The sequence below is a fragment of the Aeromonas sp. 2MA4 genome (assembly GCF_029237305.1).
In the GTDB taxonomy this organism is placed as follows: Bacteria; Pseudomonadota; Gammaproteobacteria; order Enterobacterales; family Aeromonadaceae; genus Aeromonas; species Aeromonas salmonicida.
Genome location: NZ_JAACFY010000021.1, coordinates 54,602 through 81,031, shown reverse-complemented (window position 1 = coordinate 81,031; position 26,430 = coordinate 54,602). Strand labels below are relative to the sequence as shown.

23 protein-coding genes are annotated in these 26,430 nt (G+C 59.5%); 3 read left to right on the top strand and 20 right to left on the bottom strand.

The features are described from left to right. Positions 1-128: 128 nt before the first annotated feature. Entirely contained in the window at positions 129-809 is a 681-nt protein-coding gene (locus tag GWQ31_RS18600) for an adenine nucleotide alpha hydrolase (RefSeq protein WP_275909993.1), read from the bottom strand. A gap of 181 nt (positions 810-990) precedes the next feature. Between GWQ31_RS18600 and GWQ31_RS18595 the strand changes: the two genes are divergently transcribed. The 3 genes from GWQ31_RS18595 (at position 991) to GWQ31_RS18585 (ending at position 3,533) form a co-directional block, all read left to right on the top strand. Next, positions 991-2,307, top strand: coding sequence for an MFS transporter (locus tag GWQ31_RS18595; RefSeq protein ID WP_275909992.1), 1,317 nt, complete (start codon positions 991-993; stop codon positions 2,305-2,307). Positions 2,308-2,449: 142 nt separating this feature from the next. Beyond that, entirely contained in the window at positions 2,450-3,166 is a 717-nt protein-coding gene (locus GWQ31_RS18590; protein WP_005316335.1) for a MarC family NAAT transporter, read from the top strand. 163 nt (positions 3,167-3,329) lie between these two features. Beyond that, positions 3,330-3,533 carry a hypothetical protein gene (locus GWQ31_RS18585; protein ID WP_170321042.1) on the top strand — a complete coding sequence of 68 codons (204 nt, stop codon included), beginning with the start codon at positions 3,330-3,332 and terminating at the stop codon, positions 3,531-3,533. Between the two features lie 125 nt (positions 3,534-3,658). On the opposite strand, the gene tldD is transcribed toward GWQ31_RS18585, so the two are convergent. The 19 genes from tldD to mshE all read right to left on the bottom strand — a co-directional run bounded on the left by tldD (position 3,659) and on the right by mshE (position 26,413). Further along, complete coding sequence (gene tldD / locus GWQ31_RS18580; protein WP_058394778.1) at positions 3,659-5,107, bottom strand: metalloprotease TldD; 1,449 nt, start codon at positions 5,105-5,107, stop codon at positions 3,659-3,661. An 85-nt stretch (positions 5,108-5,192) separates the two neighbouring features. Beyond that, positions 5,193-6,026, bottom strand: a complete 834-nt coding sequence (locus GWQ31_RS18575) for a carbon-nitrogen hydrolase family protein (RefSeq protein WP_234575863.1) — start codon at positions 6,024-6,026, stop codon at positions 5,193-5,195. A 29-nt stretch (positions 6,027-6,055) separates the two neighbouring features. Continuing rightward, positions 6,056-6,376: a Dabb family protein gene (locus tag GWQ31_RS18570; RefSeq protein ID WP_113720777.1), complete on the bottom strand. Its 321-nt coding sequence runs from the start codon at positions 6,374-6,376 to the stop codon at positions 6,056-6,058. Between the two features lie 49 nt (positions 6,377-6,425). Further along, on the bottom strand, positions 6,426-10,325 hold the full coding sequence (locus tag GWQ31_RS18565; protein WP_275909991.1) for a YhdP family protein: 3,900 nt from the start codon (positions 10,323-10,325) through the stop codon (positions 6,426-6,428). Further along, positions 10,326-11,795 carry a ribonuclease G gene (gene rng / locus GWQ31_RS18560; RefSeq protein WP_005316349.1) on the bottom strand — a complete coding sequence of 490 codons (1,470 nt, stop codon included), beginning with the start codon at positions 11,793-11,795 and terminating at the stop codon, positions 10,326-10,328. It abuts the gene before it with no gap. A gap of 94 nt (positions 11,796-11,889) precedes the next feature. Beyond that, on the bottom strand, positions 11,890-12,477 hold the full coding sequence (locus tag GWQ31_RS18555; protein WP_275909990.1) for a Maf family protein: 588 nt from the start codon (positions 12,475-12,477) through the stop codon (positions 11,890-11,892). 100 nt (positions 12,478-12,577) lie between these two features. Next, entirely contained in the window at positions 12,578-13,063 is a 486-nt protein-coding gene (gene mreD / locus GWQ31_RS18550; RefSeq protein WP_005316354.1) for a rod shape-determining protein MreD, read from the bottom strand. Continuing rightward, on the bottom strand, positions 13,063-13,953 hold the full coding sequence (mreC, locus tag GWQ31_RS18545) for a rod shape-determining protein MreC (RefSeq protein ID WP_159165191.1): 891 nt from the start codon (positions 13,951-13,953) through the stop codon (positions 13,063-13,065). The genes mreD and mreC overlap by 1 nt, the downstream gene beginning before the upstream one ends. Positions 13,954-13,995: 42 nt before the next feature. Then, positions 13,996-15,036, bottom strand: coding sequence for a rod shape-determining protein (locus GWQ31_RS18540; protein WP_005308111.1), 1,041 nt, complete (start codon positions 15,034-15,036; stop codon positions 13,996-13,998). A 204-nt stretch (positions 15,037-15,240) separates the two neighbouring features. Then, positions 15,241-18,924 carry a DUF6701 domain-containing protein gene (locus tag GWQ31_RS18535; RefSeq protein ID WP_275909989.1) on the bottom strand — a complete coding sequence of 1,228 codons (3,684 nt, stop codon included), beginning with the start codon at positions 18,922-18,924 and terminating at the stop codon, positions 15,241-15,243. Next, on the bottom strand, positions 18,924-19,349 hold the full coding sequence (locus tag GWQ31_RS18530) for an MSHA biogenesis protein MshP (RefSeq protein WP_265451614.1): 426 nt from the start codon (positions 19,347-19,349) through the stop codon (positions 18,924-18,926). Before GWQ31_RS18530 ends, GWQ31_RS18535 begins: the two co-directional genes overlap by 1 nt. A 37-nt stretch (positions 19,350-19,386) precedes the next feature. After that, entirely contained in the window at positions 19,387-20,304 is a 918-nt protein-coding gene (locus GWQ31_RS18525; protein ID WP_275909988.1) for a type II secretion system protein, read from the bottom strand. Continuing rightward, positions 20,304-20,927: a prepilin-type N-terminal cleavage/methylation domain-containing protein gene (locus GWQ31_RS18520; RefSeq protein ID WP_265451592.1), complete on the bottom strand. Its 624-nt coding sequence runs from the start codon at positions 20,925-20,927 to the stop codon at positions 20,304-20,306. The genes GWQ31_RS18525 and GWQ31_RS18520 overlap by 1 nt, the downstream gene beginning before the upstream one ends. Next, positions 20,914-21,399: a type II secretion system protein gene (locus GWQ31_RS18515; protein WP_275909987.1), complete on the bottom strand. Its 486-nt coding sequence runs from the start codon at positions 21,397-21,399 to the stop codon at positions 20,914-20,916. The genes GWQ31_RS18520 and GWQ31_RS18515 overlap by 14 nt, the downstream gene beginning before the upstream one ends. Positions 21,400-21,451: 52 nt before the next feature. Next, positions 21,452-21,886 (bottom strand): prepilin-type N-terminal cleavage/methylation domain-containing protein, encoded by a 435-nt coding sequence (locus tag GWQ31_RS18510; RefSeq protein WP_264304384.1) that lies wholly within the window; start codon positions 21,884-21,886, stop codon positions 21,452-21,454. A gap of 14 nt (positions 21,887-21,900) precedes the next feature. Beyond that, on the bottom strand, positions 21,901-22,572 hold the full coding sequence (locus GWQ31_RS18505) for a type II secretion system protein (protein ID WP_265462739.1): 672 nt from the start codon (positions 22,570-22,572) through the stop codon (positions 21,901-21,903). Between the two features lie 77 nt (positions 22,573-22,649). Continuing rightward, on the bottom strand, positions 22,650-23,111 hold the full coding sequence (locus tag GWQ31_RS18500) for a hypothetical protein (protein WP_059168884.1): 462 nt from the start codon (positions 23,109-23,111) through the stop codon (positions 22,650-22,652). Positions 23,112-23,408: 297 nt separating this feature from the next. Then, positions 23,409-24,629: an MSHA fimbrial biogenesis protein MshG gene (gene mshG / locus GWQ31_RS18495; RefSeq protein WP_265420759.1), complete on the bottom strand. Its 1,221-nt coding sequence runs from the start codon at positions 24,627-24,629 to the stop codon at positions 23,409-23,411. A 74-nt stretch (positions 24,630-24,703) separates the two neighbouring features. Beyond that, a complete protein-coding gene (gene mshE, locus GWQ31_RS18490) occupies positions 24,704-26,413 on the bottom strand; it encodes an MSHA fimbrial ATPase MshE (protein ID WP_021139565.1) in 1,710 nt (569 codons plus the stop codon). Positions 26,414-26,430 lie beyond the last annotated feature (17 nt).

Sequence of the window (26,430 nt, the reverse complement as noted above, 5' to 3'; positions counted from 1 at the left end):
TGTCGACCAAAGACGGTTAATCGGGCATTTTTATGGTTGTTCACTGGGGCACCTCGGATGATTGGTTTGGTTGGCGCCTCCAGTTTTCCGGGAATGCCCCGAGTGAACAACCTACAGAGAGATCACAACTAGGCGGCGGAGTCAGCAGGCAACAAGTCAGTGAAGATGAAGCCGTCCCGCTCCATCGTCTCTCCCACGTACATCGTCAACGGGCGCAGAAACATGGGACCATCATAGGCCAGGGTGTGAAACTCGCCGTTCTCGCCGCACGGATCCACCCCCTGCGGCAAGGCCGCCAGCAGGGCAGGATCGAAATCGTGACCACCCAGGCTGGCATCCAGCTTTTTCAGGTCCAGGGAGCTGATCCTGGCCCTCAGCCCCGCCGCCATCATCTGCCGAGCCAGCTCGTCCGTCTTACTGCCCCACAGCGGGAACAGGGGCTCTATGCCCGTTCCCACCAGCTGTTTCTCCCGATAGGCGCGCACATCCTCGAGGAAGAGATCGCCAAACGCCATGTGGCGGATCCCCTGTGCCACCACACTCGCGATGAAATCGGTCATGATGCGGGCGTAATCCTCATTGGTGCAGGGCCAGGGCAGATCGAGGGTGGTCAGCGGCAACCCCACACACTCGGCCTGCTGCATCAGCAACTGCTTGCGTACCCCGTGCATGGCCACCCGCTCGAAAGCCTGATTGAGGGTGGTAAACAGCCCCACTACCTCGATGGCCGGATCCTGCTGCAATTTGTGCAGTGCCCAGGCGCTGTCCTTGCCACTGCTCCAGGAGAGCAGCACCTTTGTCTTCGTCATGATTTCTCCCACTGTGTCTTCGTCATGATGTTGCCGGTCTTGCTGCACCAAAAAGCTGCAAGACTGTATTGCGAATTGTGCGATTTACATACCGGGATGCAAAAGCATACCCTCGGTAATGAGCGTCTCCCCTGAAAGGATGGGGAACAATAACTAAAAAAACGATGGGAAACATAAGGATATGACGACAGTCACACAAGCTTACGACCACAGCCGCCCCCTCAACCGACAGGATTACAAGACACTGAGCCTGGCAGCCCTCGGCGGAGCCCTCGAATTCTACGACTTTATCATCTTCGTCTTCTTCGCCGTGGTGATCGGCGAGCTGTTCTTCCCAGCCGATATTCCCGAGTGGCTGCGCCAGTTCCAGACCTTCGGCATCTTCGCCGCAGGCTATCTGGCTCGCCCCCTTGGCGGCATCATCATGGCCCATTTTGGCGATCTCATCGGCCGCAAGCGGATGTTTACCCTGAGCATACTGCTGATGGCGCTGCCCACCCTGATGATCGGCCTCTTGCCCACCTATGCGGTACTGGGCATAGGCGCACCACTGGCCCTGCTGGGTTTGCGCATCCTGCAAGGAGCCGCCATCGGTGGTGAAGTACCGGGCGCCTGGGTGTTCGTGGCGGAGCATGTGCCCGCCCGCCGAGTCGGGCTCGCCTGTGGCACCCTCACCGCCGGGCTGACTGCCGGCATACTGCTCGGCTCCCTCATCGCCACCGCGGTCAACAAGAACCTGACTCCGGCCGAGGTGAGTGAATGGGGCTGGCGGGTTCCCTTCCTGCTGGGGGGTATCTTTGGCATAGTCGCCATGTATCTGCGCCGCTGGCTGCACGAAACCCCTGTCTTTGCCGAAATGCAGGCCAACAAGGCGCTGGCGGAGGAGCTGCCGCTCAAGACGGTGCTGCGCAGCCACAAGGGCAGCGTGGTGATCTCCATGCTGCTGACCTGGCTGCTCTCCGCCGGTATCGTGGTGGTGATACTGATGACCCCCACCTATCTGCAGAAGGTACATGGCATCAGCCCGGCCGATGCCCTGACCGCCAACTCCCTGTCCATCCTGGCCCTGACCCTGGGCTGCATCGTCTATGGCAGGCTGATCGATGCCCTCGGCAGCGGCCCCACCTTCATGCTGGGCTCATTGCTGCTGGCAGGTTCCAGCTACGCCTTCTATCACGGTATGGTCGCGGGCACAGAGCAGCTGGTACCGCTTTACATGCTGGCGGGCTTCGCGGTCGGGATTGTCGGGGCCGTGCCCTACGTCATGGTCAACGCCTTCCCGGCGGTAGTGCGCTTCTCGGGATTGTCGTTCTCCTACAACGTGGCCTACGCCATCTTCGGCGGCCTCACCCCCATGCTGGTGACCCTGTGGATGAAGAACGACGTGCTGGCGCCCTCCCACTATGTGGTGAGCCTGTCGGCACTGGGCTTTGCCATCGGTGTGCTGCTGTGGCTGCAACAGCGCAACCAGCGGCAGACGGCGCCACAAGCCGCCTGACCAACGAAAAAGCCCCGGACATCTTCGGGGCTTTTTTATTGTCCTTGTGTTCAGTACGGCCGACATAGGATAGCCTCCCCCCTTAGGGCCAGGCGAATACCTGGCTCAGACTGTCACCCAATTCCGTTATCCGAGGCTCAAGATGTTCTTTCAAGTCGTATTTCTCGCCTTGCTGGCGCTGCTGCCCATGGTCAACCCGCCAACCACGGCCACCCTGCTATTGGGGCTGAGCAAGGGCATGTCGCGGGAGCATGTGCGCCGCCAGGTCAACCTGGCGGCTATCTATCTGTTTTTCACCCTCTGCATCACTTTCTTTATCGGCTCCTCCATTCTGGATCTGTTCGGGATATCCATTCCGGGCTTGCGGCTGGCAGGGGGTCTCATCATCGGCTTTATCGGCTTTCGCATGCTGTTCCCAGCCCCCAGTCAAACCAACGGGGTCGATATCAACCAGAGCATCGCCTTCGTGCCACTGACCATGCCCAGCATGTGCGGGCCGGGTACCATGGCGCTGGTGATCAGCGGCGCTGCCCAGATTGCCGAACTGCCCGACGAGTACAACCGCCTCACCATCTACGGCGCCATGGTCACAGCGTTTGCCCTGATGAGTCTGATCAGCTGGGGCGTATTGAAGCTGGCGGATCCGGTCTGCAAGATTCTCGGCGCCACCGGCATCGATGCCATGACCCGGATCATGGGTTTTCTGCTGGTGTGCATGGGCATGCAATTCTGTATCAACGGCATCAAGGAAGTGGCACAGGATCCTGTCTTCCACGGCGCACACTCGATACACACCACGCCTTCCTTGCCATCCCTGCCAGACACTCCTGATCAACGACAGGAGCCGCGCCACCCCTGACTGAAAACGGTGTCAAAAAGCCTCGAAAATCGTCACTGATCTTGCGCTTGATCATGTTACTGACACACAAATGAGTTAGTGTGTTTTTCATACAGATTCGGTTCAGAGATCAGTTGTTAGGTTTGCAGGCAGGCGCCCACTTACTTCAGGAGATGTGCAAATGATGGAAAAGATGCTGACCGAAATTGGAAGCTACAGCCTGTTTCATGAATATCTGAATGTAGTTGGTGTAGCCAGCCCAGCCCTGGCCCGGATCAAAACCCGATGGGAGTACAAAAAAAGCGATCGTCTGGTGGCCCAAATCAGGGTCGACCAACAAGGCAATGCCCGCTTCTACATCGATGCCAGAGCCATATCGGTCAACTGACACTGTCACCCGTATCCAGCAGCCCCGGCCAGTCGCCGGGGCTTTTTGTTGTCTGGCTTGCACTACCCAAAACAATGACCCCGGCACATGGCCGGGGTCATTGACAACATAGTGGGTTAAACCCCTTACTGGGTGCCGCCCACTGTGAGTTGATCCAGCTTGAGTGTGGGCTGGCCGACACCGACCGGCACGCTCTGTCCCTCTTTGCCGCAGACGCCGACACCACGATCCAGTGCCAGATCACTGCCCACCATGGAAACCAGACTCATGGCTTCCGGACCATTGCCTATCAGGGTCGCGCCCTTGATGGGGGTGGTGATCTTGCCATCCTCGATGAGGTAGGCCTCGGAGGCGGAGAAGACAAACTTGCCGGAAGTGATATCCACCTGACCACCGCCGAAGTTGGGAGCATAGATACCCTTCTTCACCGAAGCGATGATCTCCGCCGGATCGTACTGACCCGCCAGCATATAGGTGTTGGTCATGCGTGGCATCGGCATGGCGGCGTAGGATTCGCGACGGCCGTTACCTGTGAGCGGAACCCCCATCAGGCGGGCGTTCTGTTTGTCCTGCAAGTAACCCTTGAGTATGCCGTTCTCGATCAAGACGTTGTAGCCGCCCGGCGTCCCTTCGTCATCGATGGAGACGGAGCCGCGCCGACCCGGCAGTGTGCCGTCATCGACTATGGTGCAGTGCTTGGAGGCCACCTGTTCGCCGATACGGCCGGCAAATGCAGACGAGCCCTTGCGGTTGAAGTCCCCCTCCAGGCCGTGGCCCACGGCCTCGTGCAGCAGCACGCCGGGCCAGCCGGCACCGAGTACCACCGGCATGGTACCAGCGGGAGCATCAATGGCCTCCAGGTTGACCAGCGCCTGACGCACGGCCTCGCGCACATAGCCAAAGGCGCGGCTCTCCAGCCCGTCCAGCTCCAGGAAATAGTCATAACCACAACGACCACCACCACCGGCGCTGCCACGCTCGCGGCGCTCGCCTTTCTCGGCGATGACGGTCACCGACAGCCGAACCAGGGGGCGTATGTCAGCAGCGAGCGTACCGTCGGTGGCTGCCACCAGTATCTCTTCATAGACACCGCTGATGGAGGCCATCACCTGATTGATAACGGGATCAAGACTGCGGGCGAACTTGTCCATCTGCTCCAGCAAGGCAATCTTCTGGTGCTTGTCGAGGGTCTGCAGGGGATCCATGGCCGGATAGAGCAGGTTGGCCTCTGTACGAGCCCAGGCCTTCACCTTGCCCTGGGCGCCGGCAGCGGCAATGCCGCGAGCAGCCGTGACCGACTGTTGCAGCGCCAGCAGGCTCAGCTCGTCGGAGTAGGCAAAGCCGGTTTTCTCGCCACTGACGGCGCGTACCCCGACCCCTTGGTCGATGTTGTAGCTGCCATCCTTGACAATGCCGTCCTCCAGCATCCAGGACTCGTGCCAGCTGCGCTGGAAATAGAGATCGCCGAACTCCACCTGGTGGCTCATCAGGCTGCCGAGCAGCTGCTGCAGCCGCCCTTCGTCGAGGTCGTTTGGGGCCAACAGGGAGGCACTAACCTGGCTCAATAGACTCAATCTTTCTCTCCACTCCCGATCCGGGATTTCACAATAAGATCCCATGCCATAGGCGGCATGGGTCAGCACGCGGGGCGTGCCTTGTTCATTCGTTGTCAGAGACCTGACCCGCCGACAACAGGCGGGCGTGCTGCAGCACTGGCATGGTTCGCTTCAATTCGTCGCCCAGCTCGGGATCCATGGCAGCCAACACGGTCGCGCGGCCCGACGGCTGGCATGCCAGCACCCTGCCCCAAGGGTCGATCACCATGCTGTGGCCCCAGGTATGGCGCCCGGTTTCATGGGTGCCCCCCTGATTGGCAGCCACCACATAGCACTGATTTTCGATGGCGCGGGCCCGCAGCAGCGGCTCCCAGTGCGCCTCGCCGGTCACGGCAGTAAAGGCGGCAGGCACCAGCAACACCCTGGCACCGGCGCGTGCCAGCTGGCGATAGAGTTCAGGAAAGCGCAAATCATAACAGATAGAGAGGCCGAGGGGACCAAAGGGGGAGTCTATCAGCACGCAGTCCTGACCAGGACTGAACGTCTCCGACTCCCGATAGCGTCCCTGATTGTCGGCCACGTCCACATCGAACAGGTGGATCTTGTGGTAATGACCCCTGAGCTCCCCTGCCGGGTCAAACACCAGCGAGCTGGTATGGATATGGTCTGAACCTGCGATAGTAGTGGGCATGGCACCAGCCACCAGCCAGATGCCGTACTCTTTGGCCCAGGCAGCCAGTTGCTGCTGGATAGGCCCCTCACCGATCCGTTCAGCACCATCGAGATAGCCCTGCCGCTCGCCAAACAGGGCAAAGTTTTCCGGCAGCAGTACCAGCAAGGGACGCTCTGCTGGCAGCGCCGCCAGCTCGGCGGCGATCTGCTCCCGGTTATCCTGCCAGTGACGGCCGGATACCAGCTGTATTGCGGCTAACCACATGACTCGCTCCTTGTCCTTGGTGCAAGCCGTCAGATGCTGACAGCGTCTTTGGCTTGCAGTGTATAGTCCAGCACTATGATACGGTCCAGCACGGGACGGAAGATGGCCTTGAGGGCCTCGTGATCCGGATGGGGCAGGTAACGCTGACGGGCCGCCTCGTCCGCAAAGGTCATCAAGACGCTGTGGGTAAAGCCTTCGGCGCGCCCCTCGGGGCTGTCATTCTCCCCCCACTCGACCGCCACCACGCCATTGACCCTGGCGGGTATGCCGAGAAAAGCCGCCCTGACAGCGGCAATATCGTCAGCCTGGGTGCCCGCTTTGAAGGCAATCAGCAGAATATGTCGGATCATGGCTCTCTCCTCGAGCGTAAGCAGGTCGAAACAAGGGATGGCGCCAGCATCAGGGCTGGCGGGGACTCCCTGGTTGCGGGTTCAGCAGAAAAGGGGTGACTTCGGCGGCAGGCAACTTGGGCGCTACCGTATCCACCGCCTGCTTCTGCTGCTGGTTGAGCTTGATGCGGGCTCTATCTCGTCCGGCCTCGATCAGCTTGGGATTGTCCAGCGGCCCTTCAACCCGAAAATCGATGCGGGTCACCACATCCACCACTGGCTCCAGCAGTTTGGAGAGAGCCAGCACATAAAGGCCGGTGATCGGCGTCAGCGAGAAGGCCGCCACCACCGGCAGGGTACCGCCCAGATTGGGGGAGAAACTCAGCTCGTAGTCAAGCCGCCAGCGCACCAGATCGGCGATGCCTTCACCACGCAGGTTGCCCGCAGCCCCCTTCATGTAGAAGTCCTTGTTATCCATCACCCCCTGCTTGATCTTGGCCGAGGCGGACATGGACTCGAAGTAGAAGCCCTTGTCAAATACATCGCGAAAATCGAGCCGCAACTTGCGCAGCAGGGAGTCGAGGCTGAGCAGGGAGAGCAATCGCGCACCCTTGTCATTGACCTCCCGCAGTGTGCCCCCTTCCAGTTGATAGTTGGCGCTGCCAGCCAGGGTCGGCAGGCTCAGTCGGTAGGGCACATCATTCCAGCTCAGATCCAGTGCCATCTTGCCAGGCGCATCGCCAATGGGTGAGGTATAGCCGATCCGTTTTAGAAGCAATTCACTGTTTTTACTGGTGATCTTGGCTCTGGCATGGGTTTGCATCCGGCCTGCCTCAGCAAGCCAATCCACTGTACCTGTCAGCTGGCTGCCCGCCAGCCGCATATCCAGCCCCTTGAGGGTCAGCTTGTTGGCCCCGGGGAGCAGCTCTCCCTTCACCTCGCCGAGCGGCAGTTCGCCGAAGCGGCAATCCACGCAACTGAAGGTGAGCCAGGGAATGGCATCCATGATGGCTTTGTCCTGCCGCGCATCAGACTCTGGGCTCAGATCCGAACTCTTGCCGGACCAATGGATGCGAGCGAATTTGGCATCGATGGGCTGACGGTCAGTCACCGGCAGGCGGATCACCCCCATGACGTCCGGGCTGTCGATCATCACCTCTGTGGCGTCCTTGACCGGGCCTACGGTGAAGTGCACAGCCCTGAGATTGGCACTGCCGATATCGGCGCGGGCCAGCTGGCCATCCACCCACCACTCCTGCGGCAGGAAAGGAGGGCCAACCACGGCACTGCCGCTCGGCTCACTGCTCGCAGGCACCCACTGTTTGAGTCTGGCCAGCCAGCCAGCCACATCGGCCTGTTGCTGGTTGATGGCGAGCAGCATGGGCTTGTCACGCAGCACCCGTGCCCCCGGCTGGCCTATGTTCACCCTGACCCGGCTGAAGTAAGGAACCCCGTCCCCATAAACCAGTCGGCTCTGCAAATCCACATCGGCCCCCAGCACGGTGCGAATGTCGGCACTGCCGTCACGCCCGCGCACTGTCACCTTGAGCGGCAATCGGCTGTTGGCTGTCTTGGTCAGGGGGAGCGGCAGATCCAGCGCCATGCCCTGCAGATTGGAGTCCATCGCCAGCTGGAAGCTGAACGGTTTGTCATTGGGCAGGGTCAGCCCCAGGGTTCCGGCCCAGTTGCTGCGCCCCTTGAGGATATCGAGGGCGGGGATCTTGCGCTGCTCGCGGCGGCTGTCCCACTGTCCCTTGAACTTGAGATCAACCTGATAGCGGTTCGGCAGCTGCTTGCCCTGATAATCCAGGGTCAGCGGCTGGTTCCACAGGCTGGCCTTGAGGTTGCTGAACCGAGTCTGCTCATTGTCATATTCGAGGCGCCCCTGTACCTGCTCCAGCGGCAGATCCAGGCTGGCGACCCGCACCTTATTGTTGTTGAACAGGGCATCGCCGCTCGCCTTGACCTCGCTTTCACCATCGAGGGGAATATCCAGCTTGACCGACCCCTTGAGCGGGCCGCGGATCTCTATCTCCCGCAGCGCCTGACCGACGGAATCCCCCAGCGGAGAGTCCTGCAAGTAGTCGCTGATGGCCTTGCCCTCACCTTCTACCTTGGCATCCACATAGAGATGGGCGCCGGGATAGAGATCCGGGATCCAGGCATGGACCGAATCGGAGCTGGCCTTGCCAAGGTGGGTGGAACGGCTGTTCATGTCGAGACTGGCGTTCTGGAACAGCAGATCGATCTGCAGGTCGGTGAGGGGTTGCCAACCGGGGAAGAACTGGAAAGTCGCCTGCTCGAGCGGAACCGCCACCTGGAAGATGCCCTCGCCCTTGCTGTAGGGGAAATCCTTGAACTCGCCGTACCAGAGCAGGTCGGCGCCCTTGGCCTGACCCCCCTTGATGGCGCCGCTCAGGTAATCCACCAGGTTCTTGTCCATCACCTGCAACGGGTAGTAGCGATCCGCATTGCCCGCATTCTTGACGTCGATGCGGCCTGTCAGCGCGAGGAAGGTATGTTCGAACAGATCCATCCTGAAGCGGCTGTCGAGGCGCAAATCCGGGTTGTCCAGCGCCACATCCTGACCATAGAGCACCCAGCCCTGCGGGACTTGCCACCAGTCGAGCCGTGCCGAGAAGCTGTCCACCGGGATCGGCTCCTTGAAGTGGCGGGCCGGATCCACCTTGTCATTGGCAAGGGCCAGTCGGGCACTGCCCCCCGTCGGGGTCAGCCAGAATTCGCCATTGAGATCCTGCACGCCGGGCACATCCTGCCAGGCGCTGACCTTGATGTGGGATAGCCGGCCGCTGAGAGAGAGCCCCCGCCAGCCGGCATCGGCCTGCAAAATGAGATCCTGCAGCTGACCCTTGGGCTGGGTGCGCTTGAGGGTTTCGGTCAGTTCGGGGTAGAGACCCGATACCAGCTGGCTCAGGTTGGCGACCTGATCGAGATCGATGGCAGGCACATAACCCTGGATGCGGGAGCCGATCCGCTCGAGCTGCAAGCGGCTGCGCAACCAGGGTTTGCCATCGAGCTTGAAGGTCATGTCATGGCTGGCGAGCTGCCACTCCTCACCATCCCGGCGCAGCTGGATCTTGCCACCCTGCAGGCCGAGACGGTGCATGACATCCTGCTTCTCATCCTTCCAGATCAGGTAGTTGTCGCCAAACGCCAGCAGGGACTCTCCCAGCTGGCCATCGGCAAATTCACTCCAGAGCTGGAAATCGAGCTGGCCAGCGACCTTGGGCTCACCGGCGTGGATCCGCGCCAGCATGGGGCTGACGTCGAACTGGCTGGCGCCGAGGTAGAGCTGGCCCCGCAAGCGATCGAACCGATCCTCTGGGGTATCCACATCCAGGATGAGATCTATGGTGCTCTCGCCCACCCCGTTGATGAGATAGGCCTTGCCGACCCCCTGATGGCGTTTGCCGCGGTTCTGCCAGCGCAGTTGGGCGATATCGAGGGCCCGCACCTCCCCCAGCGCCGTCGTCAGGCTGAGGCGGGTATCGTGAATATCGAAAGTGGAGAGCTGGGTGAGAAAAAAGCGCAGCAACGCCTGCTGCTGATCGACGCCGCCACGGGTATCGGGCTCGGCGGACCGGGCCAGATCCAGCGCTATGTCGCCATCGCTCAGTATGAGCTGGCCGAACACAGGCCTGAGTTCATTGAGGGAGCGCCAGAAGTCGAGGTGAGCCCACACCTTGCCAAGACGCAGGGCGAAGCGACCCGAATCCGGCGCTATCACCAGCTGTTGCAGCTCGAGCGCCGGGCCGCGCTGGGTCCAGTCCAGGCCTATGTGTGCAACACTGGCCTCCAGCTGATTGCCGGCCAGCAGGGCATCGAGCAGTGCCTGTCTGTGCTGATTGAGTAAGGGGCCACCAACGCGCACCAGACTGACCAGAATGGCCAGCAGCACGAAGAAGACCCCAAGGGCCAACCAGCCCCGACTCAACCAGCGATAGACCAATTACATCATCACCACGTCGAACTGCTCCTGACCACAGAGGGGCTCACTCACCACCCTGACCTGCTTGCCGATGAACACCTCCAGCTCGGCGAGACTGTGGGACTCCTCGCCGCGCAGATAGTCGATCACGGCCGGTGCGGCGTAAACGGTGAACTGATCCGCATCATAGGCGCGGTTGACCCGGATGATCTCCCGCAGGATCTCGAAACAGACCGACTCCACCGTCTTGACCCGACCGCGCCCCTTGCACTCGGGGCATTCGGAGCAGAGCACGTGCTCCAGGCTTTCGCGGGTGCGCTTGCGGGTCATCTCCACCAGACCGAGCTGGGAGAAACCGTTGACGTTGGTCTTGGCGCGATCCTTGGCCAGCGCCTGTTCCAGACTGTGCAGCACACGGCGACGATGATCTTCCGACTGCATGTCGATGAAATCGATGATGATGATGCCGCCGAGGTTGCGCAGGCGCAGGTGGCGGGCGATGGCCGCCGTCGCCTCGACGTTGGTATTGAAGATGGTCTCTTCCAGATTGCGATGACCCACAAAGGCGCCCGTGTTGATGTCCACAGTGGTCATGGCTTCGGTCTGGTCGATGATGAGGTAGCCGCCGGACTTGAGCTCTACCTTGCGTTCCAGCGCGCGCTGGATCTCGTTCTCCACATCGTAGAGATCGAAAATCGGCGACTCGCCCGGGTAATACTCCAGCTTGCCGGCCAGCTCGGGCACGTACTCCTCGGTGAAGCGTTTGAGCTGATCGAAGCTCTGGCGTGAATCGACCCGGATCTTGTCCAGTTCGGCACCGACGAAGTCGCGCACCACCCGAAACGCCAGGCTGGGATCCTCGTAGAGGATCTTGCAGGGAGGATACTTGTGCTTGCGTTCCAGGATCTTGCGCCACAGGCGTTTCAGGAAGGCGGCATCCTGCTCCAGCTCCTGCTCACCCACCCCTTCGGCGGCGGTACGGATGATGTAGCCACCCAGATCGTCCACATAACCAGCCACGGTACGCTTGAGGCGCTCGCGCTCCGCTTCGGACTCGATACGCTGGGAGACACCGACGTGGGCGCTGCCTGGCATGAACACCAGATAGCGGGACGGCAGGGTAATGTCGGTGGTGAGGCGGGCCCCCTTGGTACCCAGCGGATCTTTCACCACCTGCACCATGATGTCCTGGCCCTGGCGCACCAGCTCGGCGATGTTGCCGGCCTGGAACTGCTCCTTCTCCTTCACCGCCACACACTCGGTGTGCGGCACTATGTCGGAAGCGTGCAGGAACGCCGCCTTGTCCATGCCGATATCGACGAAAGCCGCCTGCATGCCGGGCAGCACCCGACTGATCTTGCCTTTGTAGATATTGCCCACTATGCCACGCTTGGCCTGACGCTCTACGTGCACTTCCTGCAGCAGACCGTTTTCGACCAGGGCGACACGGGTTTCGGAGGGGGTGACGTTCACCAGCAGTTCTACCGACATAAGTTACCTTGCCTGTTCCAGTTTTGAATTCTATAAAGCCAATCCGGTACAACGCGCGCAAGGGAGAACGCAGCAGAGCACAGCTGACGAAAAATTATCGGATCTGTTCCAGATGATGCTTGATCAACAGATCCGTTTCCAGCAGGGGCAGACCGACAACGGCGCTGTAGCTCCCCTCAATCCTGCTGACAAACTTGCCGGCAATCCCCTGGATCGCATAGGCACCGGCCTTGTCGCAGGGCTCACCCGTGCGCCAGTAGGCTTCGATCTCGGCCTCATCCAGCTTGCGAAACGCCACATTGGTGGTAACCAGTCGCACATCGCAGCGATCCGGGGTAGCCAGCGCTACCGCCGTCATCACCTGATGCACCTTGCCGGAGAGCGCTTCCAGCATGTCTTTGGCGTCGAGCAGGTCGGAGGGCTTCTCGAGCACCCGATCACCCAGCACCACTATGGTGTCGGCGCCCAGCACAGGCAGCGCCGTCGGGGCGGCGGCCACGCCGGCCATCGCCTTGTCGCGGGCTAGGCGACAGACATAATCCTGTGCCTTTTCACCCTCTTCACGCCGCTCTGGCACGTCCAGTCTGAGTACCTCGAAACGGTAGCCCAGCTGGGCGAGCAGTTCATGGCGGCGGGGCGAGCCCGAGGCAAGATAGAGTTGCAGTTCGTTGTGCTTGTTCATATTCGCTTAATGAGATGAGGTAGAGTTGCAGTTCGCTGTGCTTATTCATATTCGCTTAATGAGCTGAGGTAAAGTTGTAGTTCGTTGTTTTTGCTCATATTCACTTGATATTGAAGCGACGGCGCACCTTGCGCAAGACCAGAAAAACCCAGGGCCATATTAGCATCGTGCTCAGGGTCGACCAAAAGTAGGCGAAATTGAGGCTGGCACGGCTGAACAGGTGCTCGGCCCAGAAGATGGTCACCTTGCCCACCAGCGAGAGACAGCCGATGATCAGCGCCTGTTGCCAGAGGGAGAAGTTGCGGATCTTCTGAAACTGGAAGGCCGCCAGATAGGTGGTGATGGCCATGGCCATGGCCCGCACGCCGAGCGTGCTGCCCAGCAGCACATCCAGCAGCAGGCCCGCCACCCAGGCTGAGCCGACGTTGGTGCGGTGCGGCAAGGCCAGCGCCCAGTAGATGAGCACCATGGCGAGCCAGTCCGGACGGAAGGGTTCAAATTGAAAGGGAAGCGGCAGGATCGACAGGCACAGAGCCAGCAGGATCGAGATCCAGATCCAGATCCTGCCGCTGGCGGGTTCTAGCATCAGGGTGTTGCTCCCGCTGCCGAGGTTGCCGGCGCGGCTGGCGCCACGTCATCATCATGCACATCCGGTTTCTTGTCGGTCCACAGCAAGAGCAGGTAGCGCAATCTGTCCAGCGCCACCAGCGGCTTGGCTTCGACCTGGGCGAAGGGTTTGCCCTCCACATAGTCGGAGCGGGTCACGGTCGCTACCGGATAACCTTCCGGGAAGCGGCCGCCGAGCCCGGAGGTGACCAGCAGATCGCCGACCTGCACATCTGTGTTGCGCGGCAGGTTGCGCAGCTCCAGCTTGTCCAGCTCGCCGCTGCCGGAGGCAATGGCGCGCAGGTCATTGCGCAGCACCCGCACCGGAATGCCGTGACTGGAGTCGGTCACAAGCAGGACGCGACTGGTGGTGGAACCCACGTGCAGCACCTGACCTATGACCCCCTGATCGTTGATCACCGGCTGGCCGTTATAGACACCGTCCAGCGCCCCCTTGTTGATCAGCACCTGATGGCTGAAGGGGTCGGAATCCACAGACAGCAGCTCGGCCACCATCTTGCGGGACTCCTTGTGCACCGGCGAACCGAGCAGCTCACGCAGACGCTGGTTCTCATGCTCCAGATGATCCATCTTGAGCAGGCGCGAACGCAGGGTGAACAGCTGCTGTTCCTGCTGCTTGGTCTGTTCGATAAGGCCTGCCCGGGTCTGCACCTGGGTCGACATGGTATCGAGCATGATACCTGGCGCATTGGCTATGTATTGCAGCGGGCTGACAAGGGAACTGAGGTAGACGCGGACGTGGGTAAACACACCGAAGCGGGAGTCCGCTACGATGGCAGCAATGGAGATGATGACGGCGAGAAACAACCGTAACTGAAGCGAAGGGCCTCTACCAAAAATGGGTTTCATGGGTCGTCAAAAAAGAGCCGGCGCGCTGGCCGGCTTTGGGTCTTATTCGTAGTGGAACAGGTCGCCACCGTGCATATCGATCAGCTCCAGCGCCTTGCCGCCGCCACGGGCCACACAGGTGAGGGGATCTTCGGCAACCACGACTGGTATGCCGGTCTCTTCCATCAGTAGACGGTCGATATCCTTCAGCAGTGCGCCACCACCGGTCAGCACCATGCCGCGCTCGGAGATGTCGGACGCCAGTTCCGGCGGAGACTGCTCCAGCGCCACCATAACGGCGGAGACGATACCGGACAGCGGCTCTTGCAGCGCTTCCAGGATCTCGTTGGAGTTGAGGGTGAAGCTGCGTGGCACACCTTCGGCCAGGTTGCGACCACGGACTTCGATCTCGCGCACCTCTTCGCCCGGATAGGCGGAGCCGATTTCGTGCTTGATGCGCTCGGCGGTCGCTTCCCCGATCAGGCTGCCGTAGTTGCGACGGACGTAGCTGATGATGGCTTCGTCAAATTTGTCGCCACCGATACGGACAGACTGGGAGTAAACCACGCCGTTCAGGGAGATGATGGCCACTTCAGTGGTGCCGCCACCGATATCGACCACCATGGAACCGGTCGCTTCGGAGACCGGCAAGCCGGCACCGATGGCGGCAGCCATGGGTTCGTCGATCAGGTAAACCTCACGAGCACCAGCGCCCAGTGCGGATTCCTTGATGGCGCGGCGTTCTACCTGGGTAGAGCCACACGGCACACACACCAGCACACGGGGGCTGGGGCGGAAATAGTTGTTGTCGTGAACCTGCTTGATAAAGTGCTGCAGCATCTTCTCGGTCACGTAGAAGTCGGCAATGACGCCGTCTTTCATCGGACGGATAGCGGAGATGTTGCCTGGGGTACGACCCAGCATCTGCTTGGCGGCATGACCGACGGCAGCGACCGATTTGGCGTTCCCGCGCTCTTGGCGAATGGCGACAACTGAGGGTTCGTTAAGGACGATCCCTTGATCTTTTACGTAGATCAGGGTGTTGGCAGTTCCCAAGTCGATCGACAGATCGTTGGAAAAGACGCCTCTGAGCTTTTTGAACATGGCTACGGGAAATCCTAAGAATTTGGAGGTGCAGAAAACCGGCTAACTTTACCAATGCCTACCCCAATGGGCAAGCGCTCAAACTGTCGCCAATCAATCAGTCGCGACAAAAATGCGAGTCATCACTCACTCGCACAGGCCGACAAACGCTAATAAACAAGAAAATAGGGGGGAAGATCCCGAAGATCCGCCGCACCGCCTCCGCTACTGCATCACTTCCCGCCGATAAATAATTCTGTCATTACCTCTGCTGGAGCCAAAAATGGCCTCACCCTGCAGGCTAACGGGGTCAGATAACCAGAGCGGTTGAGCCGGCTGTTTTGACAAGTCGACCTTGTAGGGAATGCGTACCGAGATATCCGGCTTGGCAAAGTGGAACAGGATCTCGCCATCTTTGGCGACTGCCGATATCCCCCCTGGAGGCGTGCTACCCAACCCAAGCCGGATCTTGCGATTTGCTCCCAGATTCAGGTCTTGGGTGGCCTCATCAAAGGTGTGACTCGGATTGATGAAGTTGATCCCATCACCGGCGTGAAAGAGCAGAGTGCATTGATCTTCCTCGTTGAGCAGCCAGTCGCCTGATTCGTAATATTGCATTTGCAGTGGAATGGCCAGCCGCTCCGCTGCGAGCCCAGCCCCAGTGCCCGCCAGCAAGCGGCCAAAATAGGCTTTCATGGATGTCGCATCGATAAGACGAGCATTGCAGTTACTTCCGCTGCAATCGCCAGTCACCACCTCATTGAAATCGGGGCTGGCAATCAGGGTGCGTTCGCCATCGTTATCCCGCATATAGAGGCCAAATAGCAGTGCCTCGAAGGGGCCATCCGGCTGGGTATCGGAGAGGCGCACAAACTCGCTGCTGCCGCTGAACTCCGCCTGCCCATTTAGCCAGGGCAGAGGTTGCAGGCTGCGCAAGCGGCTCGATAGAGAAGTACCATTCTTGCTATTGGCGGTGGTGATATAAGCATTGCCCTTGGCAAAGTCGCCGGTGTAATTACGGGTCTGTCCCCCAGCCACATTGCGGGCAATGATATCCAGCGTCACCCCGAATGGCTGGCCCATGTAGGAGAAGACGCTACAGGCAGGCACTATGTCGCCACTGACCAGCTCAAAATCAGCGGGGATAAAACGGCCCACCGGCTGGCTCTGAGCAGAAGGGATGGTATATCCGAAGTAGTTGCTGGCGAGCGGTGTCGCCGTCATCCTGAATACCCCCACCTCGCTCACCGTCTGGTTGACGCTGTTGAGACTGTTGGTCGCAGCCACATGGTTATAGGTGGTGGAACCCACTGTCGCATTGGTACCTAGGCTTGGCGCCACCAGGGTGCTGCCCAAGCCAATGCCGTTCAGCACAAAATTGGGGGTTGTCTGATTCCCCGCGCAGATATCCCCATCATTGGCCGACTCCCAGGCCATCGCCTTGATATCTACCTGGAACGTCTCCCCCGCTTTTTTGAACACTGGGCAGCTGCTATCACCTGCCGCGCAGACCCCTTGCGGGGGTGTAATGCACAAGCCGACAGGACGCGCCACGAACTGGTCTGAGCCGAGCATCACCAGACCCGCCTCGTTGCCCGTGCCATCATAACGGGCATCAAGTTGCACCTTGCCTGCATCCGGATACTTGACCGTCATGGTCGACTGCCCCTGTGCATCAAACGCCAGGGACACGGAGACAGCAGTCCCCTGACTAGTACCGAGCACACTATTGTTAACGCTCATATTGCTGTTGTAAGGATTGCTGGCCGGAGAGATATAGCTGCCCCAGAACTTGATGCTCTTGCTCTGGCTGGCAAACCCTGGCACGCACTGTTTGGTCACGTCACTCTTCTTGACCGCCTTGATGGTCACCGTCTGCGGCTGGTTGGAATAGGTATCCGGCACGTCGAAGATAAAACCGCTATCGGCAAAGCTCAGGGTGCAGGCGGCCACGCTGGGGGTTCCATTACCCGACTTGCACAAGGTAGTACTGAATGGTTTGGTGGTCGGGGTCGAGCCTGATACTCCGATAGTGACCGCCGAGGCGGTGTTATTGCGAAGCTGGACCGTGGTGGAGCCGCCACTGAAGGTCACCGTATTGCCGCCGACCCAACCATTGCTGCTGGACGTCGGCGTCAGACTCAGGGTCGCCGTAACAGGGTCGGTAATAAGGGCGCTGCAAGCCGCATCGGCACAGGCCTTGATAGTGACCGTCTCCGAATTGCACGTCAGCGCCTGACCAGAATGCTCGAGTTGGAAATGATCGATCTGTACGCCGACCGGGCTGGATCGCAGGGCACAGATCTGTACGTTGTCGATTTCGTGAATATTGGTGGAGCCCCCTGTAGAGCCGGTCAACGACAACAAGAAATCCTCTGGCACAGCTGCCTGACCGGCCTGAGCCATGGCATTGAAGCTGTCGATCAGCGTGACATAACCAGATCCTGTGTTGCGTTCAACCTTGACCATGGATTGACCAACAATACGAGAATCCACTGTCAGCCGGTAACTGTGGTTGGCACTGCCGTTGTTGTCCACCCTCGGATTGAGACAGTTACCATTGATACTGGTGGTGCCGTTACTGCAAGTGCCTCTCAGATAGTTGTAACCACTGGTGCCAACCCCGGATCCCCGCACCGCCACCGACTGACGCCGCTGCCCCACGTTGGCAACGCCGCCCTCACCCGAAAAGTTGCCGAACTCATCAATCCCCACCCCAAGCCAACCACCTGCAAAACCGGAAATACCGGGTTTGAAACCATACCCGAGCGGCCCGCCAAAGGCCCCGGGCTGAGGAGTCACCTTGGCATCCGACAACACAACGGCGATGCCATCAGCACCGCTACCGTTATAGGCATAGTGGTTGAATTCGATGGTGACCAGGTTGCTGGCAGCGGGGAACAGGCGCTGATAAGTCGTAGAGGTGGACTGATTACCAACCGCCTGGGTCAGGCGTAAACGCTGGCCAACGATGGAAGGCGTAAAGTTGCCGCTGCTGCGGGCAACGACCCAGTCATCACTCAGCGGGGATGAGCTGAACGTATCGCTGAAACAGGTCAGGGGCGGAGTAAAAGCCTGATCGTTGATAGCAGAGCTGGTGGTCATGGACAAAGAACGGCTTGTCATCCGGCCATTGATTGTGGAAGAACCATTCATACGCACGGCCTGATGTGAGTAGAGGTAGCCATCCATCAAGGTATCGCCATTGAGTTCTATATCGTTGTACCCGAACAACAGCAAGGAGCCGAGACCTGACTCATTGATACGAGCGCTGTTCAGCTGGGCTGACTGACGGACAAAGATACGAACATCCCCCTGGACCTCAATCCGGGCCCCCTGGTTCAGCAACAGTGAATCAATCCAGTAATCGCCGGTTGTGAATACGACTGTGGCGCCGCTGCCCACAGAGAGACTCTGGATACGGTAGTCGGTTTGGTTCTGAGCAAAACTCAAGGTACAGGCGTCATACAACGAGATAGCAGAAAACTGATTTTGGCTGGCACTTCCGAGTGTCAGTACTTGCCCGGCAGAGCAAAAACCGATCCCACCATGTGCCCCGCTACTGGTCTGAAAACTATTGCCACTGCCGACAGTGATCGGCAAGCCCTGAATGGTTGAGTTGTTGACAGTACATAAACGACGAGAACCATTGGCATTATCACAGCCATCCGTGGGCATGCCAGAGCCCTGGTTTGAACTGCAAAATCTCAGCGCAGCACCACCAGTTCCCGATATTTTTGCCTGATTGTATTGGTTCAACGGGGGGTTGCCGAGACCATTACAGGACGCGTTGGTGTTGCCCCTGTGCCCTTGCACGACTGCGGGAAAATAGACGGATGTATCTATAGCCTGAAATGCATTAACAGAACCACAGCATAAAATAGAGATGGCTAACCAGAAGCGGCGCATCAGAGGTTTCCTCCATCATAGGCTTCGGCCGTCACTGTCCTGCTCACGGCAAAATCGGGGTTGGCACTGCCGAGGTCTGTCGAACCACAGGAGCCGACACTGAGCAGACGGTAGCCATTGGTCGCCTCTCCGTTATAGGTCACGGGCTGTTGCACGCAACTGATCCTTGCCTCGCAGCCAGCCAGTCCAGAATTGCCATTAAACACAAGTGATGAGAGTACCCACTCGCAGCGATCAAGCGGTGATGGCGGTGTCGGTCTATTGGGGAACAGTTGATACAAGGCTATTTCCAGTCCGCTCTGTGCCGCCAGCAAGGCGCGTACACTGCGCACCTCTACCGTATTTTTCTCGCTGCTGTCCACCAGAAAGCGACCCATGGCAGCCGCCAGCAGCGCCATCACCACAATGACAAACAGGGCGATCATCAGGGCACTGCCACGCATGCGTCCAAGCGCGTGTGTATCAGGGCACATTGAGCACCTCTATCTTGTGGTTGAAGGTAACTGACTCCCCTTTGCGCTCGAACACAAAGCGCATGCCAAACTCCCCTTCTGTATTGAAGGCCGAAGTCTCCCGATAGAAGCTGCCAGTGCGTAGCGACTCTGCCATCAAGGTTCCCAAAGGCATGGTACTGCTAGCGCCACTGAGCACACTGGTGGCCCGGTACAAGGCACCACCTTGGGCACAATAGCGCACCTGCTCGCGGGCAAAGTAGACCCGGCGGCCTGGCGAGATCCCGGTCAGACTCTCGGTGCTGGAATAACGAATGGTTTGCGCCCCGGATACGGGAGCCAGCACATCCACAACCTTGGCCACACAGCGTCCGTAATCGCAGCCAGCGATCAGCGAACCGGCATTTTTGTCCGGCACGGGGAAGACAATCATCAAGTCACCTTCGGTGACTGCATTGGCATCCTGGTTCAGTGGATTGGCAGCCGAGGCGGGGGTTGCCATCACCAGCTCCTGGGTGGCGCTGCTACCTGATATCGCACGATTCAGGGTGATATAACGGCTGGAGGTGCTGATGGGCCAGAAACTCAGGCAAGGGCCCGCGTCGACCCAGACCCCATCTGTCGTCTCGATGCGCTCTGATCCGGGCACCGCATCGCGAACTTCGCGGTTGAGCCGCTCCATGGCGAAGCGGGCATCGCTCATCAGCTGCTCGCGGCTGCTGGCATCGCCATAAATCTGGCTGCCGATGCCGATAAACTGGCTGGTAAAGGTCGCCATTATACCGAGCAGCAGGATCACCATTACCAGCTCGACCAGGGTAAAACCGCGGGCACGCCCAAGTCTGGCGCAGGTTCGATTCGCCTGCCGGCGTAATCTGACATCGGAAGCAGGACTCAATACTCGGACACGATCGCAAAGCCGACCCATCAGTAGTTCCCCCGATAGAAGGAGAAGTCGAGCAGACTCTCGTCAGGCAGCTTTACTTGCAGATCAATGCGTTTGCCCACAGAGCAGGGGGCTGTGCAGTTCTTGAAGGTGCCATCGCTGAAATCGACCCCGCTTACCGCAATTTTCACCTGGTAGTTGCGATACTCCTCGCCGCTGATCCCCGCCGCAGTCTGGGTAAACCGATTGGCATCCACCCAGCTGCCCGCGGTATCGAAGTCATCCACATCGTTGTAGGCATAAGGTGCTGGCTCGCCATCGGGGCCATAGGCACTGGGTTGCCAACCGGTAATGGCCGGAGTGGGTGGCCGCTGGGTGCATGCCACACCGACAGGGCAGCTGCAATCCCCATAAAACTGGCCATTGAAGGTCTCACCACAGCGATAGCGGCCACCGTTATGATCCGACTGCTCATCGAACGACTTTTGCAGCATCTCGCCGGCCAGACGCTGGGCCAGCTGGGCTGCACGCACCTGCTGCACCGGATCCACCGCCTGGGGCGCCTGATTGATCAAGAGCCCCAGAATGCCGGTCAGCGCCACCGCCAGTAGCACTATGCCGACAATCAGCTCAATCAGGGTAAAGCCGCGATCAAGGGATCTCATGGATATACCCCTCGGGCTCTATCTTGATGCGGCCCGTTTCGCGGCCATCCGTTACCTGCAGGGTACAGCCATCGGCTGTGGAGCAATCCCCTTGTGGGCGGCCCATATGATCAAAATGCAGCACAAAGCTACTGCGGTTATTGAGGGAGATAGTCATACCGGAAGAGGGGGTGACAGGGCGGCCACGGGTGCGCTGATTAAGGCTCCAGCTTTTTATCGTGCCGGGAGTGGCACATATTGCCTGCGTGATATGGGCAAAACTGGACGCATCCACCACCAGCTGAGTACAGCGGTCGGCGGGTTCATGCATATTGACGGTCTGCACCAGCCGCAGCCGGGTCAGCAGCTCATCGCGTACGGTTTGAGTTTCAAAGCCGCCTTTGCCCAGCCACTTGGGCACGGCAAAGGCGGCCAGAATCCCGAGCAACAGGATCACGATCACCAGTTCTATCAGGGTGAAGCCTCTGCGCATCAGACTCTCTCATTGAAAAGAAAGGCGAGGTTTTTGGCCTCGCCTAACGCCATCAGTTACAGCCAGCCAAGGTAGTAGAAGCGGCGGAAGTTTCTGATGCTTCGGTGTAGTTCACTGTACATTGGGAGCTACTGGTCGAGAAGACATAGGCACCTCCAGACACTTTACCACTCCAGGAACCGTCAATGGTGACTGCATTCTTGATACCTGTATCGGTTGCCGCCGGATAGCCGAACACAACATCAATATTGGTGCCGTCACTGCTGCTGACTGCACCAGAAGAAGCACGCTCAATCCCTTCCAAGGCTGACTTGCTATAGACCAGCTGGGCAGAGCTGCTGACAGCAGCCTGTACCCCTTGTGCAGCAGCTTCCCTAGCATCACCTTGCAAATTCAGGAACTTGGGCGCAGCGGTCACTGCCAGAATGCCCAGAATGATGATCACTATGACCAGCTCGATCAGGGTAAAACCCGCCTGTTTTTTCATTTTACTATCCTCTGTCAATTGATATTGGTGGTCACCTGACCGGAAGCCGGACGGTAACTGAAACTCATGAATGCATCAGTACTACCTTGCGGATCCTGATACTTGCCATCACTACCCTTACTCAAACTATTGACCAGATAGTAGCGGCAGACCGAGTCCAGGCCGTTATTGGTCACACTGACATAGTATTTCAGGTCATTGCCGCTACCGCTCACCTCGCTGAAGCTGGCGGTAGCCTTGGGTGGGTTCTGTAATAATCCCTCCCAAATCTTGAGACAGCGCTGGGCTGTCAGGTTGGCCGGATCAACATCTATGCCGCCCCCTGCCGATGTATCCATGGGATAGCCTGGCGAGAGCTCGCCATTGCTGACCTGCGTCTCGGTCGGGGTCGTCAGATAGAAACGAGAGCCGTCATACAGCACAGTGTTCTGACCGTCCTCCTTGGGCCGTCCTTCTGCCTCCCACTGGGCTCGTACCAGCGAAACCGCAGTGGCGAAACCGCCAGAGACCCCTTCCACGCTGGCCTTCTTGGCTTCATCGGTCACATCGAGGAAGCGAGGCAGGGCGGTCACCGCCAGTATCCCCAAGATAACGATGACGATCACCAGCTCGATCAATGAGAAACCGGCTGCCTGACTCGCCATCATCGACGTGGGATGTCTTGGTGCCATTCGATTTGTTGCCATGGTCCCTCCGTAATAACCCGCATTATTTCATGCAGATATAAAAAAATCATTTAACTGAGCCACACTATCGGCCTCATTCAAAGCTTTAGTGTCACTCTGCCATCATAAAATTGATAAATCAGCCAATTATCTTCCCACCCGAACTCGCATCCCGTGCCATCTCGGCTCGCCATGGCCTGCAACGGCGGCAGGGCCTGGCTCTGTGTGCCAATGATCGACGACCAGAGCTGACGGCAATTTTCCGAAGGGGCCAGCAGCGCATCAACACCCAGTGGCCAGCCCCTGGCATCGAATTGCCAGGCCACCCCATCTGCATGCAGGACGGCGGGACGGCGCTGATCCAGCCAGAGACCGTGCAACCTTTGTACCCGCTCGGCAAACTGCTCCCCCAGCAGGGTCAGGCTAAGGGCCAGCGCCTCGGCCCTGTGGCTACGATAGCTCTGGGCCAGGGTCGCCACCATGATCAGCAGCAAGATCAGCACGGCCATCCGTCGATACCCTCCCAGCCAGCGATCATCCTGTTGTGACTGTCTGTTCAACCGCACCTCTCCCGCACCCCGTTGACCACCCACTCAGCATCAGGCCCCTACGTTGAAATAAAGAGCCTGCTTATTTTCCGCGTACGGCGCTCATCATGACCCACCATAGGGAGGGTAAAGATGCCGCTTATTTTCCGCGTACGGCACTCATCATGTCCCACCATCGGGAGGGTAAAGATGCCGCTTATTTGCCGCGCACCGCGCTCATCATTTCCCCCCACCAGGAGGAGGAAAGATCATTATTTACCCCTTACAGCACGCATCATGTCCCACTATCGGGAGGGTAAAGATACCTGCTTATTTGCCGCGCACCGCACGCATCATGTCCCACATGGGCGTAAAGATACCCAGTGCCAGCACCAATACCATGACTGCCACGATCCCGATCAGGATGGGTTCGATGCGGGCGGTCAGGCTCTTGAGGTCATAATCCACCTCTCGCTCGTAATACTCCGCCGCCTCGTGCAACAGATCATCCACCTGACCCGTCTCTTCCCCCACCGCTATCATCTGCATCACCAGGGGCGTAAACAGACCGCTGCTGCCGGCGGTGCGCAGCAGGCTCTCGCCCCGCTCTATACCGGCCCGCATGTCGCGGATCTGAGCCGCCATATAAGCGTTGTCCACCGCATCGGCCACCAGGGTCAGTGCAGTATTGAGCGGCACACCTGCCTTGAGCATCATGGAAAAACTGCGGGCAAAACGGGCCAGCAGGGAGCGCTCTATGATGGTGCCGACGATGGGCAATTTGAGTTGCCATCTGTGCCAGGTCAGCTTGCCCTTGACGGTGGCAACCCAGCGCCGCCAGCCAAACACCATGGCCAGCAGCATGCCGAGCAGCAACCACCAGTAGTTGACGAAAAAGTGGGAGGTAGCGAGCAGAATGCGGGTGGCCAGCGGCAGCTCGACCCCGAACTTGGCAAACATGCCGGCGAAGACCGGGATCACCATGATATTGAGGATCACCATGGCGATGCCGATGGCAATCATCACGAAGCTGGGATAGCGCATGGCGGTCTTGATCCGCTTGCGGGTTTCCAGCTCCAGCTCGAAATAGTTGGCCAGTTGCAGGAAGGCCTCTTCCAGCTGACCCGTGTTCTCGCCCACGTGAATGATGGCGACGAACAGGCTGCTGAACACCCTGGGGTGCGCCTGCATAGAGCTGGATAGGGGCCGACCGTTGCCGAGATCCTCTCCCAGCGCATGCAGCGCCCGCTTGAGCGGCTTGCTGTGGGCGGTCTCTTCCAGGCCCGCGATGGCACGCAGTATGGGAATGCCTGCCCGAGTCAGGGCATACATCTGGCGGCTGAATACCACCAGCTCGTCCAGCTTGACGCCACCTTCCAGCAGCAAAGACCAGTCGATGGCCGCGGATTTCGCCTTGCCGGGTTTGAGTTCGGTGGGCATAACGCCACGGCGCATCAGCTGCTCGGCGGCAGCCATCTCGTTGGCAGCATCGACCACGCCATTGACGGCATTGCCCTGACTGTCGCGACCCTTGTAGGCGAAGGTATTCATGCCGCGCCCCGCACAAGCCGAGTGGCAGGGCGCTGCCGTCCGGGTTGCTCATTGCCGATGAAGTTGGTCATCACTTACCCCAGGTCCTCGGCCAACCTCAGCACCTCGTCCACCGACGTGATCCCCTGGCGGGCATAATCGAGCGCTGTCAGGGCCAGCGGCCGGTAGTGCTCATGCTGACGCGCCGCCTTGGCAAAGCCTTCCGCATCGTTGCGGCGCAGGGCATCCATCATGGGTTGATCCAGCTCCAGCAGCTCGTAGACACCGATCCGGCCAGAGTAGCCGGTGAAGTTGCAGCTCTGGCAGCCACGCCCCTTGTGGTAGACATGCTGACCCGGCGCCTCACCGGACAGCACCCTCAGCCAGGTCGCCTGCCCCTCGTCAGGCGCCTTCTCCTCGACGCAGTGCTCGCACACCCGCCGCACCAACCGCTGGGCAATGACGGCACGCAGCGCGCTCGCCACCAGATAGCCAGGCGCGCCCATGTCGATGAGACGCAGGGCGCTGGTAACCGCATCGTTGGTGTGCAATGTGGTGAGCACCAGATGGCCCGTGATGGCGCCACGCAGGCCTATCTCCACCGTCTCATTGTCCCGCATCTCCCCCACCAGCAAGATATCCGGATCCTGACGCAGGGTGGAGCGCAACACATGGGAGAAGGTGAGGCCTATCTTGGGATTGACCTGCACCTGATTGACCCTGGGCAAGCGGTATTCCACCGGGTCTTCCACCGTGATGATCTTGTTGCTGGCCTGATTGAGTTCAGACAGAGCGCCATAGAGGGTAGTGGTCTTGCCGCTCCCGGTCGGGCCTGTCACCAGTATCATGCCGTGGGGGCGTTTGAGCTGGCGACGGAAGCGGGTCAGGATCTCCGGCGGCATGCCGGTTTCGCTCAGGGACAATATGCCGGAGGATTGATCCAGCAGCCGCATCACCACGGATTCGCCGTACTGCACCGGCATGGTGGACATACGCACATCCACGTCCCGACCGCGCACCTTCATGTTGAAGCGGCCATCCTGGGGCAGTCGCTTCTCGGAGATGTCGAGCCCGGCCACCAGCTTGAGGCGCAGCACCAGCGCCTGGGCAATGCGCACTTCGTTGAGAATATTCTCGTGCAGTATGCCGTCGATCCGCTGGCGAATGCGCAGCACCTTCTCATCCGGCTCGATATGGATATCGGACGCCCCCACCTGCACCGCATCCTCGAACAGGGAGCGCAGCAGCTTGGCCACCGTCGCCTCCCCCTCGTCGCCGGCGCCCAGGTTGCTGGAACCCAGCTCGAAGCCGGAGTCCTGATACTCCTCGTGCAGCTGTTCGGCAAAGCTCTCTATCTCGCGGGTACGGCGATAGAGGCGGTCGAAATACTCCAGCAGCTGACCTTCCCGCGCCACCGCCAGCACCATTTCCCTGGGGCTGAGCAAGGCCGCGATGGCGTCGAGGGCACTCAGGTCCGCCGGATCCGACATGGCCACTGTCACCCGGTTGTCGGTGAGATTGACCGCCAGGGCGCGATAACGGCGCGCCTGAACCTCGGGCAGAAGCGGCACCGCAGAGGCGTCTATGGTGAGGTTGTTGAGATCGAAGAAGGGCACGTCCAGCTGGCGGGCGAGGAACTGCAGCAATTGCACCTCGCTGATGAAGCCGAGATCGATCAGTGTGGTGCCCAGCTTGCGGCCGGTCTGACGCTGCTGCTGCAAGGCGAGCTGCAGTTGATCATCCGAGATGATCTGCTCTTGTACCAGCAGGTCGCCGAGGCGCATTTTCAGTCTGGGTTGTGCCATGCAAACTCCAAAAAAGT